At 40.3% G+C, this 16,770-nt stretch carries 17 protein-coding genes; 16 read left to right on the forward strand and 1 reads right to left on the reverse strand.

Features of this window, described 5'->3' with window-relative positions; translation table 11 throughout:
- The 16 genes from RQ973_RS08275 to RQ973_RS08350 form a co-directional block, all read left to right on the forward strand.
- Nucleotides 1-2,852: LPXTG cell wall anchor domain-containing protein (locus tag RQ973_RS08275; RefSeq protein WP_311523604.1), on the forward strand; the 2,852-nt coding region annotated here is incomplete at its 5' end.
- Nucleotides 2,853-3,026: 174 nt separating this feature from the next.
- Complete coding sequence (hemW, locus tag RQ973_RS08280) at nucleotides 3,027-4,157, forward strand: radical SAM family heme chaperone HemW (protein WP_311523606.1); 1,131 nt, start codon at nucleotides 3,027-3,029, stop codon at nucleotides 4,155-4,157.
- 4 nt (nucleotides 4,158-4,161) lie between these two features.
- Nucleotides 4,162-4,899, forward strand: a complete 738-nt coding sequence (locus tag RQ973_RS08285) for an acyl-[acyl-carrier-protein] thioesterase (RefSeq protein ID WP_311523607.1) — start codon at nucleotides 4,162-4,164, stop codon at nucleotides 4,897-4,899.
- Nucleotides 4,900-4,909: 10 nt separating this feature from the next.
- On the forward strand, nucleotides 4,910-5,683 hold the full coding sequence (locus RQ973_RS08290; protein WP_311523609.1) for a TIGR01457 family HAD-type hydrolase: 774 nt from the start codon (nucleotides 4,910-4,912) through the stop codon (nucleotides 5,681-5,683).
- A complete protein-coding gene (locus RQ973_RS08295; RefSeq protein ID WP_311523612.1) occupies nucleotides 5,673-6,296 on the forward strand; it encodes a TIGR01906 family membrane protein in 624 nt (207 codons plus the stop codon). The genes RQ973_RS08290 and RQ973_RS08295 overlap by 11 nt, the downstream gene beginning before the upstream one ends.
- 210 nt (nucleotides 6,297-6,506) lie before the next feature.
- Nucleotides 6,507-6,908: a Spx/MgsR family RNA polymerase-binding regulatory protein gene (locus RQ973_RS08300; protein WP_045763368.1), complete on the forward strand. Its 402-nt coding sequence runs from the start codon at nucleotides 6,507-6,509 to the stop codon at nucleotides 6,906-6,908.
- Entirely contained in the window at nucleotides 6,909-7,187 is a 279-nt protein-coding gene (locus tag RQ973_RS08305; protein WP_311523613.1) for a UPF0223 family protein, read from the forward strand.
- On the forward strand, nucleotides 7,177-7,944 hold the full coding sequence (locus RQ973_RS08310; protein WP_311523615.1) for an inositol monophosphatase family protein: 768 nt from the start codon (nucleotides 7,177-7,179) through the stop codon (nucleotides 7,942-7,944). The genes RQ973_RS08305 and RQ973_RS08310 overlap by 11 nt, the downstream gene beginning before the upstream one ends.
- Before the next feature lie 6 nt (nucleotides 7,945-7,950).
- Complete coding sequence (locus RQ973_RS08315) at nucleotides 7,951-9,264, forward strand: RsmF rRNA methyltransferase first C-terminal domain-containing protein (RefSeq protein WP_311523617.1); 1,314 nt, start codon at nucleotides 7,951-7,953, stop codon at nucleotides 9,262-9,264.
- Between the two features lie 110 nt (nucleotides 9,265-9,374).
- Nucleotides 9,375-10,253 (forward strand): phosphate ABC transporter substrate-binding protein PstS, encoded by an 879-nt coding sequence (locus RQ973_RS08320; RefSeq protein ID WP_311523618.1) that lies wholly within the window; start codon nucleotides 9,375-9,377, stop codon nucleotides 10,251-10,253.
- Nucleotides 10,253-11,170, forward strand: coding sequence for a phosphate ABC transporter permease subunit PstC (gene pstC / locus RQ973_RS08325; RefSeq protein WP_045763363.1), 918 nt, complete (start codon nucleotides 10,253-10,255; stop codon nucleotides 11,168-11,170). The genes RQ973_RS08320 and pstC overlap by 1 nt, the downstream gene beginning before the upstream one ends.
- Complete coding sequence (pstA, locus tag RQ973_RS08330) at nucleotides 11,160-12,044, forward strand: phosphate ABC transporter permease PstA (protein WP_045763362.1); 885 nt, start codon at nucleotides 11,160-11,162, stop codon at nucleotides 12,042-12,044. Before pstC ends, pstA begins: the two co-directional genes overlap by 11 nt.
- 10 nt (nucleotides 12,045-12,054) lie before the next feature.
- Nucleotides 12,055-12,858 carry a phosphate ABC transporter ATP-binding protein PstB gene (gene pstB / locus RQ973_RS08335; RefSeq protein WP_153224763.1) on the forward strand — a complete coding sequence of 268 codons (804 nt, stop codon included), beginning with the start codon at nucleotides 12,055-12,057 and terminating at the stop codon, nucleotides 12,856-12,858.
- A 12-nt stretch (nucleotides 12,859-12,870) separates the two neighbouring features.
- Nucleotides 12,871-13,629, forward strand: a complete 759-nt coding sequence (pstB, locus tag RQ973_RS08340; protein ID WP_045763360.1) for a phosphate ABC transporter ATP-binding protein PstB — start codon at nucleotides 12,871-12,873, stop codon at nucleotides 13,627-13,629.
- Nucleotides 13,630-13,640: 11 nt separating this feature from the next.
- Entirely contained in the window at nucleotides 13,641-14,294 is a 654-nt protein-coding gene (gene phoU / locus RQ973_RS08345) for a phosphate signaling complex protein PhoU (RefSeq protein WP_045763359.1), read from the forward strand.
- Nucleotides 14,295-14,451: 157 nt separating this feature from the next.
- Nucleotides 14,452-15,267: an ABC transporter substrate-binding protein gene (locus RQ973_RS08350; protein WP_311523621.1), complete on the forward strand. Its 816-nt coding sequence runs from the start codon at nucleotides 14,452-14,454 to the stop codon at nucleotides 15,265-15,267.
- A gap of 18 nt (nucleotides 15,268-15,285) precedes the next feature.
- On the opposite strand, the gene RQ973_RS08355 is transcribed toward RQ973_RS08350, so the two are convergent.
- Nucleotides 15,286-16,560 carry a PLP-dependent aminotransferase family protein gene (locus RQ973_RS08355; RefSeq protein ID WP_311523623.1) on the reverse strand — a complete coding sequence of 425 codons (1,275 nt, stop codon included), beginning with the start codon at nucleotides 16,558-16,560 and terminating at the stop codon, nucleotides 15,286-15,288.
- Nucleotides 16,561-16,770: the final 210 nt, after the last annotated feature.

Consider the following 16,770-nt stretch of genomic DNA (forward strand, 5'->3'; position numbering starts at 1 on the left):
CACCAATCACAGTTACAATTGGCGACAATGGTTCAGGTGAAGTACCAAATGACAACCTTCCTAAGAAAGATGTCCCAGGTACAGGAACAGTAACCGAACCTAATAAGAAACCATCACAACCAGTAGATGTAACAACACCAGCTCGTAAGACACCAACACTAGATGTTGAACAAGATCCTAAGACAGGTGACGTTACAGTAACACCTAAGAAACCAGATGGCTCAACATACCCACCAGGAACTAAGGTAGAAATCCCAGGTAAAGATGGAAACCCAATCACCGTAACAATCGGTGAAGACGGTAAAGGTAAAGTACCAAACAGTGAATTACCAGACGGTAAAGTTCCAGGAACAGGTAAGATTACTGAACCAGGTAAACCAGCTGTAGAAGTTCCAGTAACAACACCAGCTAAGGTAACACCAAATACCCCAACAACTGAAACACCAAGTGAGATTGAAATCACACGCAAACCAAATGGTGATGCGATTGTAACGCCTAAGAAACCAGATGGTTCAACATACCCATCAGGCAGCAAGGTAGAAATCCCAGGAGAAAATGGAACACCAATCACGGTAACAATTGGCGACAATGGTTCAGGTGAAGTACCAAATGACAACCTTCCTAAGAAAGATGTCCCAGGTACAGGAACAGTAACAGAACCGAACAAGAAACCATCACAACCAGTAGATGTAACAACACCAGCTCGTAAGACACCAACACTAGATGTTGAACAAGATCCTAAGACAGGTGACGTTACAGTAACACCTAAGAAACCAGATGGCTCAACATTCCCACCAGGAACTAAGGTAGAAATCCCAGGTAAAGATGGTAACCCAATCACAGTCACAATCGGTGAAGACGGTAAAGGTAAAGTACCAAACAGTGAATTACCAGACGGTAAAGTTCCAGGAACAGGTAAGATTACTGAACCAGGTCAACCAGCAGTTGAAGTTCCAGTAGAAACTCCAGCTAAGGTAACACCAAATACCCCAACAACTGAAACACCAAGTGAGATTGAAATCACACGCAAACCAAATGGTGATGCAGTAGTAACGCCTAAGAAACCAGATGGTTCAACATATCCATCAGGCAGCAAGGTTGTGATTCCAGGTGAAAATGGTACACCAATCACAGTTACAATTGGCGACAACGGTTCAGGTGAAGTACCAAATGACAACCTTCCTAAGAAAGATGTCCCAGGTACAGGAACAGTAACCGAACCTAATAAGAAACCATCCCAACCAGTAGATGTAACAACACCAGCTCAAAAGACACCAACACTAGATGTTGAACAAGATCCTAAGACAGGTGACGTTACAGTAACACCTAAGAAACCAGATGGCTCAACATACCCACCAGGAACTAAGGTAGAAATCCCAGGTAAAGATGGTAACCCAATCACCGTAACAATCGGTGAAGACGGTAAAGGTAAAGTACCAAACAGTGAATTACCAGACGGTAAAGTTCCAGGAACAGGTAAGATTACTGAACCAGGTCAACCAGCAGTTGAAGTTCCAGTAGAAACTCCAGCTAAGGTAACACCAGAAACACCAGTAACTGAAAAACCAGGTAAGATTGAAATTACTCAACAACCAAATGGAAATGCGATTGTAACGCCTAAGAAACCAGACGGTTCAACATACCCACCAGGAACTACGGTAGAAATTCCAGGTGAAAATGGCACACCAATCACAGTTACAATTGGCGACAATGGTTCAGGTGAAGTACCAAATGACAACCTTCCTAAGAAAGATGTCCCAGGTACAGGAACAGTAACCGAACCTAATAAGAAACCATCCCAACCAGTAGATGTAACAACACCAGCTCGTAAGACACCAACACTAGATGTTGAACAAGATCCTAAGACAGGTGACGTTACAGTAACACCTAAGAAACCAGATGGCTCAACATACCCACCAGGAACTAAGGTAGAAATCCCAGGTAAAGATGGTAACCCAATCACAGTCACAATCGGTGAAGACGGTAAAGGTAAAGTACCAAACAGTGAATTACCAGACGGTAAAGTTCCAGGTACAGGTAAGATTACAGAACCAGGTCAACCAGCTGTTGAAGTTCCAGTAACAACACCAGGTAAGGTAACACCAAATACCCCAACAACTGAAACACCAAGTGAGATTGAAATCACACGCAAACCAAATGGTGATGCAGTAGTAACGCCTAAGAAACCAGATGGTTCAACATACCCATCAGGCAGCAAGGTTGTGATTCCAGGTGAAAACAACACACCAATCACAGTCACAATCGGCGACAATGGCTCAGGTGAAGTACCAAATGACAAGCTTCCTAAGAAAGATGTCCCAGGTACAGGAACAGTAACTGAACCGAACAAGAAACCATCACAACCAGTAGATGTAACAACACCAGCTCGTAAGACACCAACACTAGATGTTGAACAAGATCCTAAGACAGGTGACGTTACAGTAACACCTAAGAAACCAGATGGCTCAACATACCCACCAGGAACTAAGGTAGAAATCCCAGGTAAAGATGGTAACCCAATCACAGTCACAATCGGTGAAGACGGTAAAGGTAAAGTACCAAACAGTGAATTACCAGACGGTAAAGTTCCAGGAACAGGTAAGATTACTGAACCAGGTCAACCAGCAGTTGAAGTTCCAGTAGAAACTCCAGCTAAGGTAACACCAGAAACACCAGTAACTGAAAAACCAGTTGCGCCAGTAACACCTGATACTAATGGAGCTAAGTCAAATGATTCTCAAAAAGTATTGCCAAATACTGGTACTGAATCAAATGCGACTCTTGCATCTCTAGGCCTTCTTGGTATTCTAGGTGGTCTCGGACTTGCTCTTGGAAAGAAAAAAGAAGACTAAAAATTTAGTCAATCACTATTCATTCTTTTGTATTGTAAAGATAAACTAGATTGGTTCTGGGAATCATGTTAGTCGTAAAATAAAAAGAATGTTTAGATAAAGAAAGCGAACAATGCTAGGATTTTGTTAAACGGAATTCTAAGTATTGTTCGCTTTTGTGGTATAATAAATACTATGCAGAAGAAACCGACATCAGCCTACGTACACATACCATTTTGTACACAGATTTGTTATTATTGTGACTTTTCAAAGGTCTTTATCAAAAATCAGCCAGTAGACAGTTATCTAGAGCATCTACTGCAAGAATTTCATTCTTATGATATTCAAAAATTGCGTACACTCTATATTGGTGGTGGGACACCGACAGCCTTGTCTGCTTCTCAATTGGAAGTTTTGTTAGAAGGATTGACTAGAAACCTGGACTTATCAATGTTGGAAGAGTTGACCATTGAAGCCAATCCTGGTGACCTGGATGCTGATAAGATTGCTGTTCTGCAAAATTCTGCAGTTAATCGTGTTTCACTAGGTGTTCAGACCTTTGATGACAAAATGTTGAAAAAAATAGGGCGTAGTCATTTGGAGAAGGATATTTATGAAAATATTGACCGCCTCAAATTGGCTGGTTTTGATAATATCTCTATTGACTTGATCTACGCACTTCCTGGGCAGACCATGGATCAGGTAAAGGACAATGTCGCTAAGTCAATTGCCCTTGATATTCCTCATATGAGCCTCTACAGCTTAATTTTAGAAAATCATACGGTCTTTATGAATCGTATGAGACGAGGGAAATTACCACTTCCTAAGGAAGAATTAGAAGCAGAGATGTTTGAGTATATCATTGCAGAACTAGAAAGAGCTGGCTTCGAGCACTATGAGATTTCTAACTTTTCTAAGCCAGGATTTGAAAGTCGCCATAATCTTATGTACTGGGACAATGCCGAGTATTATGGAATCGGTGCTGGTGCGTCTGGCTATGTAGACGGTGTTCGCTATAAAAACCATGGGCCGATCCGCCATTATTTAAAGGCAGTAGAAGAGGGAAGTGCTCGTATCAATGAAGAACACTTGAGTCAAAGGGAGCAAATGGAAGAAGAGATGTTTCTCGGCCTTCGCAAGAAGTCAGGAGTTTCCATGGCGCGATTTGAAGAAAAATTCGAACGATCTTTCCAGGAACTTTATGGAGATATTGTTAAAGACTTGATTCAACAAGGTCTTATGCAGGTTGAGGGTGATCGTGTTCGTATGACTAAGAGAGGTCTCTTCTTAGGTGATACAGTAGCAGAACGATTTATATTGGAGTAGAATTATGGGCTTAACTTATCAAATGAAGATGAAAATTCCTTTTGATATGGCTGACATGAATGGCCATATCAAGCTACCAGACCTTATCTTATTGTCCCTCCAGGTATCAGGAATGCAGTCAATTGAACTGGGAGTGAGTGACAAGGATGTTTTAGAACAGTATAATCTGGTCTGGATTATCACAGATTATGATATTGACGTGGTTCGTTTGCCTCGTTTTGCTGAGGAAATCACCATTGAAACAGAAGCTTTGACCTATAATCGTCTCTTTTGCTACCGCCGATTTACTATTTATGATGAAGATGGTCAAGAAATCATTCATATGGTAGCTACCTTTGTCCTTATGGATCGTGAGAGTCGAAAGGTTCATCCTGTAGTAGCAGAAATTATTGCCCCTTATCAATCTGAGTTTTCTAAGAAATGGGTCCGTGGGCCAAAATATAGAGAGCTGGAAGAAGCGATAAGCAAGGATTATCACGTTCGTTTCTATGACTTAGATATGAATGGTCACGTCAATAACAGCAAATACCTAGATTGGATTTTTGAGGTCATGGGAGCCGATTTCCTGACTAACCATATCCCTAAAAAAATTAACCTTAAATATGTTAAGGAAGTTCGACCAGGTGGAATGATTACTTCTAGTTATGAATTAAATGGATTAGAGAGTAATCATAAAGTCACAAGTGATGGTGACACCAATGCTAAGGCAAGGATAACTTGGCAAGAAATTAAAAAAGATTAGAAAGAAAGATATGACTTATAAAGGATATTTAATTGATTTAGATGGAACAATCTATAAGGGGAAAGATAGAATCCCAGCAGGTGAAGCTTTTGTTCATGAGTTACAAAAAAGAGAGATTCCTTATCTTTTTGTGACAAACAACACCACTCGTACACCTGAAAGTGTTCAAGAGATGCTAGCCAATCACTTTAACATCGATACGCCTGTATCGACCATCTATACTGCAACCTTAGCGACTATTGATTACATGAATGACCTAGGACTTGATAAGACAGTTTATGTCATCGGAGAAGCAGGGCTCAAGGAAGCAATTCAAGCAGCAGGATACGTTGAAGATAAAGAAAATCCAGCCTATGTGGTTGTTGGCTTGGACTGGCAAGTAGACTATGAAAAATTTGCTACGGCAACCCTGGCTATTCATAAAGGAGCTCATTTTATCGGTACCAACCCTGATTTGAACATCCCAACGGAACGTGGACTTTTGCCTGGTGCTGGTTCACTGATTACTCTTCTTGAAGCAGCAACTCGTGTAAAACCAGTTTATATTGGAAAACCTAATGCGATTATTATGGACAAGGCTGTTGAACACCTAGGACTTGAGCGCCAAGAAATTGTCATGGTGGGGGATAATTACCTGACTGATATTCGAGCTGGTATTGACAATGGCATTCCTAGTCTTTTGGTGACGACAGGATTTACAAAACCTGAAGAAGTAGCAGACTTGCCAATTGCACCAACTCATGTCCTTTCAAGTCTAGCGGAGTGGGATTTCGATGAAAATTAAGTTTACTTTTGTAGGAAGTATTCTCTTTCTTCTCTCGCTTGCAATTTTATTGACCATTTACCTGGCTTGGTTGGTCTATCCTCAGGAAATTTCTTGGTTAAACTTGACAAATCGTATTCATCTGCAACCTCAGACAATCCAGTATAACTTCAATGTTTTGATGGATTATTTGACCAATCCATTGAGTCAAGCATTGGAAATGCCAGATTTTCCTTCATCTGCATCTGGAATCCATCATTTTGCAGTTGTGAAGGGACTCTTCCATCTGGCTCAAGGAGTAGCAATCGTAACGCTACCGATTTTCTATCTTTTTTGGAAGCAGGTCATTCAGAAAGGATTTCTATCTCTCTACCGTAGAGGAATTTTAATCATGCTCTCGCTACCTTTGGTTCTTGGTTTAGTTGGAGTTTTCATTGGATTTGAGCAGTTCTTTACTTTGTTTCACCAAATCCTTTTTGTAGGTGATGATACCTGGCTATTTGATCCGGCAAAGGATCCAGTCATTCTTATCCTACCAGAGGACTTTTTCCTCCATGCCTTTCTTCTATTTTTCTGCTTGTATGAATTGATTTTTGGATTTCTGTACCTACAAAGTAGAAAAATAAATAGATAAGTGAAGAAAAGTATTACTGATTCCAAATAAAATCTAGGAAAAAACTATCGTTTGTAACATGAATATTTCTACATTTAAGCAAAACATTCACATTTGATTCTAAAAAACCTATTTTTCTTGAAAAAGTAGGTTTTTTTACGGAAATAACTAGTCAAGCGCTTTATTTTTTTGTATAATAGGAATAGAAAAGTATGTAAAGAAGAGGAAAGCATGATTACACTATTTTTATCACCGAGTTGTACATCATGTCGTAAAGCAAAGGCCTGGCTCGAGAATCATAAAGTGCCCTTCCAAGAGCATAATATTATGACCAGCCCTTTAACGAGAAAAGAACTGCAACACATTCTTTCCTTGACCGAAAATGGTACTGATGACATCATCTCGACTCGTTCAAAGATTTTTCAAAAATTGAATATTGATGTAGAGAGTATCTCAGTATCGGAGTTGCTTCATTTAATTGAGCAGTATCCGAGTCTTTTGCGTCGTCCGATTATTATTGACGCAAAGCGGATGCAAATCGGTTTTAATGAAGATGAGATTCGTGCTTTTCTCCCTCGTAGTTACCGTAAACAAGAACTGAAAGAAGCTACATTGAGAGCTGGTATTAATTAGATGAATAAACAGTATAGTTACCCACTAGATTTGTCGTGGAGCACTGAAGAACTTGCTTCAGTGCTTTCTTTTTTTAATGATGTTGAAGCTGCCTATGAGACTAAGGTAGAGGCAAAAAAACTACTAGATTCCTATAAGGGATTCAAAGCGGTTGTTCCAAGCAAGAGTGAAGAAAAACGCTTGGGCCGTGAATTTGAAACTGCGAGTGGTTACTCCTTCTATCGAGCTGTCCAATTTGCCAAAGAACAAGGGGAAGGGAAGATTTCGCTTGGAAAATAAATTTATGTTTGCCAAAGAGATTGTCAAGGAAGCAGCGAGCTATATTCGAAAACATATGAAGGATGATCTTCATGTTGAGAGAAAAACCTCGCCGACAGACTTGGTGACTCGTTTGGATAAGGAAGTCCAGAATTTTTTGGTTGATAGGATTCGTTCGCGTTATCCTGATGACCAATTTTGTGCAGAAGAGGGATGTTTACGTGCTTCAGTTGGACATGGATCTGTTTGGGTCATTGATCCCATTGATGGTACCAACAACTTTGTCGCCCAAGGTGATGATTTTGCCATTATGGTAGCATATTTTGAAAACGGTGTGGGTCAGTTTGGGATCATTTATGATGTCATGAAAGGTCATTGTTATCATGGAGGAGGTACTTTTCAGGCCTGTCTCAATGAAGAACCCTTGCCTAATTTTAAGGATAAGCCCTTGCGAGATTTTCTAATTGCGAGTAACGCTGGCATGTTGGAAACAAACGCCTGGGGTGTGGCAGAATTGGCTAATGCTTCACTTGGTGTACGAATATATGGAAGTGCGGCTATTAGTTTTTCAAAAATATTATCTGGTCAGCTATTGACCTATATCACCTATCTCCAACCTTGGGACTATGCTGCAGCTGATATCATTGGAAAAAGTTTAGGTTATCAGATTGTAACCTTAACTGGAGAGCCGGTGGATTTTCAGACACGACAACCAATCATGATGGTTCCAACAGACAAGTTGGCAGAAATTCAATCCTATATCTATGAAAGGAAATAAACTTACATGCAATTTCCAGAAGGATTTGTAAAAAAATATGAAGAAATATTGGGAGATGAGGCAAGAGCTTTTCTTGCCTCTTTTGATGATGAGGCAGTTTCCGCCTTTCGCATCAATCCCTTAAAAGAAAGCCAAGTTTCTTTTTCAGATGCTATTCCACATACACCCTGGGGCTACTATGGAAAGGTTTCTGGAAAATCTCCTGAGCATGTAACAGGTTTGGTCTATTCCCAAGAACCTGCTGCACAAATGGTTGCACAAGTAGCGCAACCAAAACCAGGCATAAAGGTCTTGGATTTGGCAGCGGCTCCCGGTGGGAAATCAACTCAACTGGCAGCTTATCTAGCAGGTGAAGGACTACTTGTTTCCAATGAAATTTCTAGCAAGCGAGCTAAGATTTTGGTTGAAAATATGGAGCGTTTTGGTGCAACAAATGTTGTTGTAACCAATGAATCTGCCGATCGTTTGGCTAAAGTATTTAAGGGATATTTTGACCTAATTGTCCTAGATGCACCATGCTCTGGAGAAGGGATGTTCCGAAAACAGCCAGATGCCATGGATTATTGGAGTGTAGAATATCCAAGCCAATGTGCTGACTTGCAGCGTGAAATTCTAGAGGATGCGGTCACCATGTTAGCTGATGGTGGTCGTTTGGTCTATTCGACTTGTACATGGGCTCCAGAAGAAAACGAAGAAATTATTAAATGGTTGCTGGATAGTTATGATTTTGAATTGATTCCAGTTACACATATCAATGGAATGGCTCCTGGGATTGATTTTCCTGAGACAGCTCGGATGTACCCACATCGTTTTAAGGGAGAAGGTCAATTTGTTGCCCATCTTCAGTTTAAGGGACAAAACAAGTCAGGGAAGTTCAAGTCTTTTAAGACTAATCTCAGTCGCGAACAGTTGAGTTTATGGCAAGATTTTGAAAAAAAACACCTGAAGATAAATTTGCCAGGAATTTTACAGACTTTTGGAGAACAACTATATCTCTTACCTGAAGTTCTACCAGATTTGGGTAAACTTAGGATTGCACGAAACGGACTTCATCTTGGAACCTTTAAGAAAAAACGTTTTGAACCAAGTTTTGCTCTTGGTTTAGCCTTAAAACCAAGCCAAGTCAATCAAAGAATTGAAATTCATGAAGCGGACTTTGTCAAATACGTGGCCGGTGAAACAGTTCAGCTGTCTGAAACTTTGTCAAATGGCTGGTATCAAGTTTTGGTTGGTGGAAATGGTCTAGGTTTTGCAAAAGTGACCGGAAATACCTTGAAGAATTATTTCCCTAAGGGCTTGAGGTTTAAGGTAAAAAACTAGTCAAAATCAGTATTCTATGTTATAGTGGAAGTATGGGTTTTTTGCATAAAACAATAGAAAAATAGGGCGAAATTCCAAGCTATTCATCATTATTTTCAAGGAGACAAATAGTGAAAAAAATTAAAAAACTCACCCTCTTTCTTGCAACCTTTTTACTTGCTGGTTCACTAGCAGGATGTGCAAGTTGGATTGATCGTGGGGAGTCAATGACGGCTGTTGGCTCAACTGCCCTCCAACCTTTAGTCGAGGCGGCGGCAGATGAATTCGCATCAGCTCATATCGGTAAAACGATCAATGTTCAAGGTGGAGGTTCTGGTACAGGACTATCGCAGGTTCAATCAGGAGCAGTAGATGTCGGAAACTCGGATGTATTTGCTGAGGAAAAAGACGGTATTGATGCTTCAGCCTTGGTCGATCATAAGGTAGCTGTTGCAGGTTTGGCTGTTATTATCAATAAAGAAGTAGATGTTGATAATCTAACGACAGATCAACTCCGACAAATCTTCACAGGAGAAATTACCAACTGGAAAGAAGTCGGCGGGAAAGATTTAGCTATCTCTATAATCAACCGTGCGGCTAGTTCAGGTTCTCGTGCAACCTTTGATAGTGTAATCATGAATGGTCAATCAGCAATGCAAAGTCAGGAACAAGATTCAAACGGGATGGTTAAATCAATCGTTTCTCAAACTCCTGGAGCTATTTCCTACCTAGCATTTGCTTATGTTGATGATTCTGTTGGGACAATCAAACTCAATGGTTATGAACCAATTTCAGAGAATGTAACCACGAATAATTGGCCTTTGTGGTCTTATGAACATATGTATACACTTGGTGAGCCAAATGAATTAGTTGCCGAATTCTTAAACTTTATCCTTTCAGACGAAGCTCAGAACGGAATCGTTAAAGGAATGGGCTATATTTCTGTTAAGGAAATGAAGGTTGAAAAAGATGCTACAGGGACTGTAACAGCGCTAGAAGGGAGTCAATAATGAACCAAGAAGAATTATCTAAAAAATTGCTCTCTCCGTCAAAGAACTCTCGTCTTGAGAAATTAGGGAAAAGTCTGACTTTTGCCTGCCTCTCTTTGATTGTTATCATTGTGGCTATGATTTTAATCTTTGTAGCCCAAAAAGGTTTATCAACCTTCTTTGTCAATGGTGTGAATATCTTTGATTTTCTTTTTGGTGCAACTTGGAACCCTTCAGGTAAACAGTTTGGCGCCCTTCCAATGATTTTAGGTTCCTTTATCGTTACCATCTTATCAGCTCTTATTGCAACACCATTTGCCATTGGGGCAGCTGTCTTTATGACAGAAGTATCGCCAAAAGGAGCTAAGATTTTGCAACCTGCTATCGAACTCCTAGTCGGGATTCCTTCGGTAGTTTATGGATTTATCGGTTTGCAGGTCGTCGTACCTTTTGTACGTAGTGTCTTTGGTGGAACAGGTTTCGGTATTTTATCAGGGATTTTCGTTCTCTTTGTTATGATTTTGCCGACTGTAACCTTTATGACAACGGATAGTCTACGTGCAGTGCCTCGTCACTACCGTGAAGCAAGTTTAGCTATGGGAGCGACTCGTTGGCAAACCATCTGGCGTGTAACCTTGAAGGCTGCTCGTTCAGGGATTTTTACAGCTGTTGTCTTTGGGATGGCGCGTGCCTTTGGTGAAGCCCTTGCGATTCAGATGGTTGTTGGTAACTCAGCAGTTGTTCCAACTTCATTGACGACACCAGCAGCGACTTTAACATCTGTATTGACCATGGGAATTGGTAATACCGTTATGGGAACTGTTGATAATAATGTTCTTTGGTCACTGGCCTTAGTATTGCTCTTGATGAGTTTGGCCTTTAACAGTGTGATTAAATTGATTACGAAAGAAAGAGGAAAGAAAAACTATGCACGCTAAGAAATTAGATAAACTTGCAACAGCTGTCCTCTATACCATCGCAGGAATCATTGTGACCATTCTTGCTTCCTTGATTCTCTATATCTTGGTTCGAGGCTTACCTCATGTTTCTTGGTCCTTCTTGACTGGAAAATCATCTTCTTACCAAGCAGGTGGAGGTATTGGAATTCAGCTTTATAATTCCTTCTTCCTTTTGGTCATCACCTTGTTCATCTCTGTGCCTTTGTCAATGGGAGCTGGGATTTACTTGGCTGAGTATGCCAAAAAAGGCCGTGTTACCAACTTCGTTCGTACCTGTATTGAGATTTTGTCTTCACTGCCATCAGTCGTAGTCGGTCTCTTTGGTTACCTCATCTTTGTAGTTCAGTTTGAGTATGGATTTTCAATTATTTCTGGTGCCTTGGCTTTGACCGTCTTTAACCTTCCACAGATGACACGTAATGTTGAAGACAGCTTAAAACACGTTCACCATACACAACGTGAAGCTGGTTTAGCACTTGGACTTTCTCGTTGGGAAACAGTTCTTCATGTCGTTATCCCCGAAGCCTTACCTGGTATTGTTACGGGTGTTGTCCTTGCATCAGGTCGTATCTTTGGTGAAGCTGCGGCTCTTATCTATACGGCAGGACAATCAGCTCCAGCTCTTGACTGGTCAAACTGGAATGTTCTCAGTGTAACCAGTCCGATCTCAATCTTCCGTCAAGCAGAAACCTTGGCCGTCCATATTTGGAAAGTCAACAGTGAAGGAACTATTCCTGATGGAACCCTTGTTTCAGCAGGTTCTGCTGCGGTGCTCCTAATCTTTATCTTAATCTTTAACTTTGGAGCTCGCAAACTCGGAAGCTACCTACACAAGAAATTAACCGCTGCCTAAAGGAGAAGCCATGTCAAAATATAACTGGGATGAAAAGCATATCATCACCTTCCCTGAAGAAAAAGTGGCCCTCTCTACCAAGGATTTACATGTTTACTACGGTAAAAATGAATCCATCAAGGGCATCGATATGCAATTCGAAAAAAATAAAATCACGGCCCTGATTGGTCCGTCTGGATCTGGGAAATCAACCTATCTACGCAGTCTTAATCGTATGAATGATACCATTGATATTGCAAAGGTTACAGGACAGATTCTCTATCGAGGTATTGACGTTAACCGTCCAGAAATTAATGTTTATGAAATGCGTAAACACATCGGAATGGTTTTCCAACGTCCAAACCCATTTGCTAAATCAATCTACCGCAACATCACCTTTGCACATGAACGTGCAGGAGTTAAGGATAAGAAGGTCCTTGATGAAATTGTAGAAACCTCACTTCGCCAGGCTGCCCTCTGGGATCAGGTCAAAGATGACCTTCACAAGTCAGCCTTAACGCTTTCAGGAGGCCAGCAGCAACGTCTCTGTATTGCCCGTGCTATTTCAGTAAAACCAGACATCCTCTTGATGGATGAACCTGCATCAGCCTTGGATCCGATTGCGACAGCCCAGCTTGAGGAAACTATGCTTGAGTTGAAGAAGGACTTCACCATCATCATCGTGACCCATAGCATGCAACAGGCTGCGCGTGCGAGTGATTACACTGGATTTTTCTACTTGGGTGACTTGATTGAGTATGATAAAACTGCAAATATTTTCCAAAATGCTAAGCTACAGTCAACAAATGACTATGTAACTGGACACTTTGGTTAGAGAGGAAATAGTATGACAGAACCGATTTTGCAGGTTTCAGACCTGTCAGTCTATTACAATAAAAAGAAGGCCTTGAATAGTGTTTCCTTATCATTCCAACCCAAGGAAATTACAGCCCTTATTGGTCCGTCTGGATCTGGAAAATCAACACTTCTAAAGGCTATTAACCGAATGGGGGATCTCAATCCTGAAGTGACGACAACTGGATCAGTGGTTTATAACGGTCACAACATCTATAGCCCTCGTACCGATACAGTTGAATTGCGTAAGGAAATTGGAATGGTATTCCAACAACCTAATCCTTTCCCTATGTCTATCTATGAAAATGTCGTTTATGGCCTCCGCATAAATGGAGAAAAAGACAAGCAGGTCTTGGATGAAGCTGTGGAGAAAGCTTTACAGCGTGCTTCAATCTGGGATGAGGTTAAGGACCGTTTGCATGACTCTGCCATTGGTCTATCAGGTGGACAACAACAACGTGTCTGCGTCGCCCGTGTTTTAGCAACTAGTCCAAAGATTATTCTTTTGGATGAACCTACATCTGCCTTGGATCCTATCTCTGCGGGTAAGATTGAGGAAACCTTGTATGGGCTAAAAGACAAGTACACCATGCTCTTGGTCACTCGTTCTATGCAGCAAGCATCTCGAATCTCTGATAAGACAGGATTTTTCCTTAATGGAGATTTGATTGAATTTAACGATACCAAGGATATGTTCCTCTATCCTCAACATAAGGAAACAGAGGACTACATTTCAGGTAAATTTGGATAAGGAGTGAGAAGATGTTACGATCTCAATTTGAAGAAGATTTAGAGAAATTGCATAATCAGTTTTATGCTATGGGACAAGAAGTTCTTTCCCAAATCAATCGTACCGTACGTGCTTTTGTAACGCATGACCGTGACATGGCTAAAGAAGTCATAGAGGAAGATGCAGAAGTAAACGAATACGAAGTGAAACTTGAAAAGAAATCATTTGAAATGATCGCCCTACAACAGCCAGTTTCACAAGACTTGCGAACAGTTTTGACAGTTTTAAAAGCTGTTTCAGACCTAGAACGTATGGGAGACCATGCAGTATCTATCGCAAAAGCAACGATTCGTATGAAGGGTGAGCAACGTATCCCTGCAGTTGAAGAAGAAATTAAAAAAATGGGTCGTGAAGTAAAAAACTTTGTTGAGGCTGCTTTAGAACTTTATTTGAATGGTTCTGTGGATCAAGCCTATGAAGTTGCAACTATGGATGAAAATATTAACCATTACTTTGATAATATTCGAGACCTTGCTACAGAAGAAATCAAAAAACATCCAGAAGCTATCGTCACAGGTCGTGATTATTTCCAAGTTATTTCTTATTTGGAACGCATCGGTGACTATGCAAAAAATATCTGTGAATGGGTTGTATACTTTGAAACAGGTAAGATTGTTGAATTGTAAGATTGATTAATTATGCAAAAAAAGGAGCTTATTAGTAAGTAAAAGCTCCTTTTTTGAAAGAATAATTGAAAATTTTTCATAAAAATTTAAAATATGCTTGACAAACGAAGTTTGTGGAGTTATAATTATAAAAAATTAACAGAGAGGTTGTTTATTTATGAAATTTAAAAAATGGATATTTGTCTTATGTAGTTTTCTTGCAAGCTTCTTTTTAGTAGCTTGCCAATCGTCTAGTTCAAGCTCACAGTCTGCAGTGGAGGCCATCAAGCAAAAAGGGAAATTAGTGGTCGCAACTAGTCCAGACTATGCTCCCTTTGAGTTTCAATCCCTTGTAGATGGTAAGAACCAAGTCGTAGGTGCTGATATTGACATGGCGCAAGCAATCGCTGATGAACTTGGAGTGAAATTGGAAGTTTCAAGCATGAGTTTTGATAATGTCTTGACTAGTCTTCAGACAGGAAAAGCAGACCTAGCAATTGCGGGAATCAGTGCAACTGAAGAAAGACAAGAAGTCTTTGATTTCTCAATTCCTTACTATGAAAATAAAATTAGCTTCCTTATCAGAAAATCAGATCTTGAAAAATACAAGGATTTGGACTCTCTAGCAAGTGCTAATATTGCAGCTCAAAAAGGGACTGTTCCTGAATCTATGGTAAAAGAGCAACTTCCAAAGGCGCAGTTGACTTCTTTGACAAACATGGGTGAGGCAGTCAATGAGCTTCAATCAGGTAAGGTTGATGCCGTTCATATGGATGAGCCAGTGGCACTAAGCTATGCTGCTAAGAACTCAGATTTGGCAGTTGCTACAGTAAGCTTGACTATGAAAGAAGGCGAAGCAAATGCCGTAGCTATCAAAAAAGGTAACTCAGATTTGAAAGAAGTAGTTGATAAGGTCATCCAAAAACTGAAAGATGACGGAACTTACCAAACTTATCTTGAAAAAGCTGCTAAGCTAACAGAAGTAGAACAATAAAAAATAACAGAGTTGGACTCAGTCCAGCTCTGTTTTTAAATAGCTTAATGTTTCTTCAATACTTTCTAGGGGGACTTTTGCAAAGTGATAAGGGCAGTTCGCTAGATAGGAAGATTCAAAGAAGTCGAGTTCTAGAGGACTATGTTTAAGACTAGCGATGCTAGGATAGTTCCTGAGATCAAGCAAAAGCCCATCATGAAGTGGATAGCTTGGTAGGGAAATAGGATAGCTTTGTAAGAGTTGTTGGATGTGCTCCTGACTTTTTTCTTGCAGTGCCAATCGTGCTAGTCTGTTTTTTTCAAAGAGTTGACTATCAATATAGAGTGATAGAGCCTTTTGCATGATAAGGTTGTTGTCATAGTCGAGAATGTTTTTATAGGTTACAAAAGCTTCCTTGATAGTGTTTGGAAGAAGAAGGGCAGTGATTCGAAGGGCAGGAAATAGACTCGTAGAAAAGGACTTGATATAGATGACCAGATCATGATGGTCCAGATAATGAAAGGTTTGTCCCATTTTAGGATCCAAGTCACCCAGGTAGTCATCCTCAACGATATAAATCTGATACTTGGCAGCCAAATCTAGAATGGCTCGTTTTTCTTGGTCTGAATAGGAATGTCCTAGAGGATAGTGAAAACGTGGAATGGTATAGAAAAACTTAATCTTTCCAGATTTAAAGTGTTCTTCTAGTTCATTTAGGTCAATCCCATCAATCCGTCGTTCAATGGTTTGATAGGGAAGATTTTGAGCTAGTAGCAGTTGATTCATCCGATGATAGGTTGGTTGTTCGACCAGTATTTCCTGAGCTAGACTTGGAAAATCAATCTGAGAAAGAATAAAAAGTGCCTGCTGGGTCCCAGAAGTCATGACCAACTGGTCTGCTTTACTATAAATGGCTTGATTAAATAGCAATTTCTGAACAGATTGGCGTAATTCTTCTAAACCTTCTTGATGTTCATAGTAGTTGTAGAGATAATTTTCTCGCCCAATCAAGCTCTCATTGACACACAGACGAAAATCATCATAGGCAGCTGCGTGTTCATCATTGACTGAGATAATTAGATCTTCATGACTGGTTTGTTGTTCCAATACATAATAACCACTTTGAGGTTTGGAGTAGATATATTTCTGGTATCGGAGTTCTAAGAGTGCGCGCTGTATGGTGTCTTTACTACAGTGAAAATCTTGACTGAGTCTTCGGATAGATGGCAGGCGACTTCCTGTCGCAAATCTACCTGATTCTATCTCATTTTTTAGATAGTGAACGACTTGTTCATACTTGCTTTCTTGCTTCATCCCAGACCTCTCATGATTTTGTTACATTGTACCTTTTTTTTAGAAGTTTGGCAATGTTATATTCTTCGAAAATTAAATTCAAAACGCGTTAACGTCGCCTTGCCGTATGTATGTTACTGACTTCGTCAGTTCTATCCACAACCTCAAAACAGTGCTTTGAGCTGACTTCGTCAGTTCTATCCACAACCTCAAAACAGTGTTTTGAGCTGA

The organism is uncultured Streptococcus sp. (assembly GCF_963511325.1).
GTDB lineage: Bacteria > Bacillota > Bacilli > Lactobacillales > Streptococcaceae > Streptococcus.

Bases quoted from the DNA above. Each gene is read 5' to 3' on its own strand.
- RQ973_RS08315 (WP_311523617.1), top strand. From the start codon at position 7,951: ATGCAATTTCCAGAAGGATTTGTAAAAAAATATGAAGAAATATTGGGA.
- RQ973_RS08295 (WP_311523612.1), top strand. From the start codon at position 5,673: ATGAAAATTAAGTTTACTTTTGTAGGAAGTATTCTCTTTCTTCTCTCG.
- RQ973_RS08305 (WP_311523613.1), top strand. From the start codon at position 6,909: ATGAATAAACAGTATAGTTACCCACTAGATTTGTCGTGGAGCACTGAA.
- RQ973_RS08290 (WP_311523609.1), top strand. From the start codon at position 4,910: ATGACTTATAAAGGATATTTAATTGATTTAGATGGAACAATCTATAAG.
- pstC (WP_045763363.1), top strand. From the start codon at position 10,253: ATGAACCAAGAAGAATTATCTAAAAAATTGCTCTCTCCGTCAAAGAAC.
- pstB (WP_045763360.1), top strand. From the start codon at position 12,871: ATGACAGAACCGATTTTGCAGGTTTCAGACCTGTCAGTCTATTACAAT.
- RQ973_RS08355 (WP_311523623.1), bottom strand. From the start codon at position 16,560: ATGAAGCAAGAAAGCAAGTATGAACAAGTCGTTCACTATCTAAAAAAT.
- hemW (WP_311523606.1), top strand. From the start codon at position 3,027: ATGCAGAAGAAACCGACATCAGCCTACGTACACATACCATTTTGTACA.
- phoU (WP_045763359.1), top strand. From the start codon at position 13,641: ATGTTACGATCTCAATTTGAAGAAGATTTAGAGAAATTGCATAATCAG.
- RQ973_RS08300 (WP_045763368.1), top strand. From the start codon at position 6,507: ATGATTACACTATTTTTATCACCGAGTTGTACATCATGTCGTAAAGCA.
- pstB (WP_153224763.1), top strand. From the start codon at position 12,055: ATGTCAAAATATAACTGGGATGAAAAGCATATCATCACCTTCCCTGAA.
- pstA (WP_045763362.1), top strand. From the start codon at position 11,160: ATGCACGCTAAGAAATTAGATAAACTTGCAACAGCTGTCCTCTATACC.
- RQ973_RS08350 (WP_311523621.1), top strand. From the start codon at position 14,452: ATGAAATTTAAAAAATGGATATTTGTCTTATGTAGTTTTCTTGCAAGC.
- RQ973_RS08285 (WP_311523607.1), top strand. From the start codon at position 4,162: ATGGGCTTAACTTATCAAATGAAGATGAAAATTCCTTTTGATATGGCT.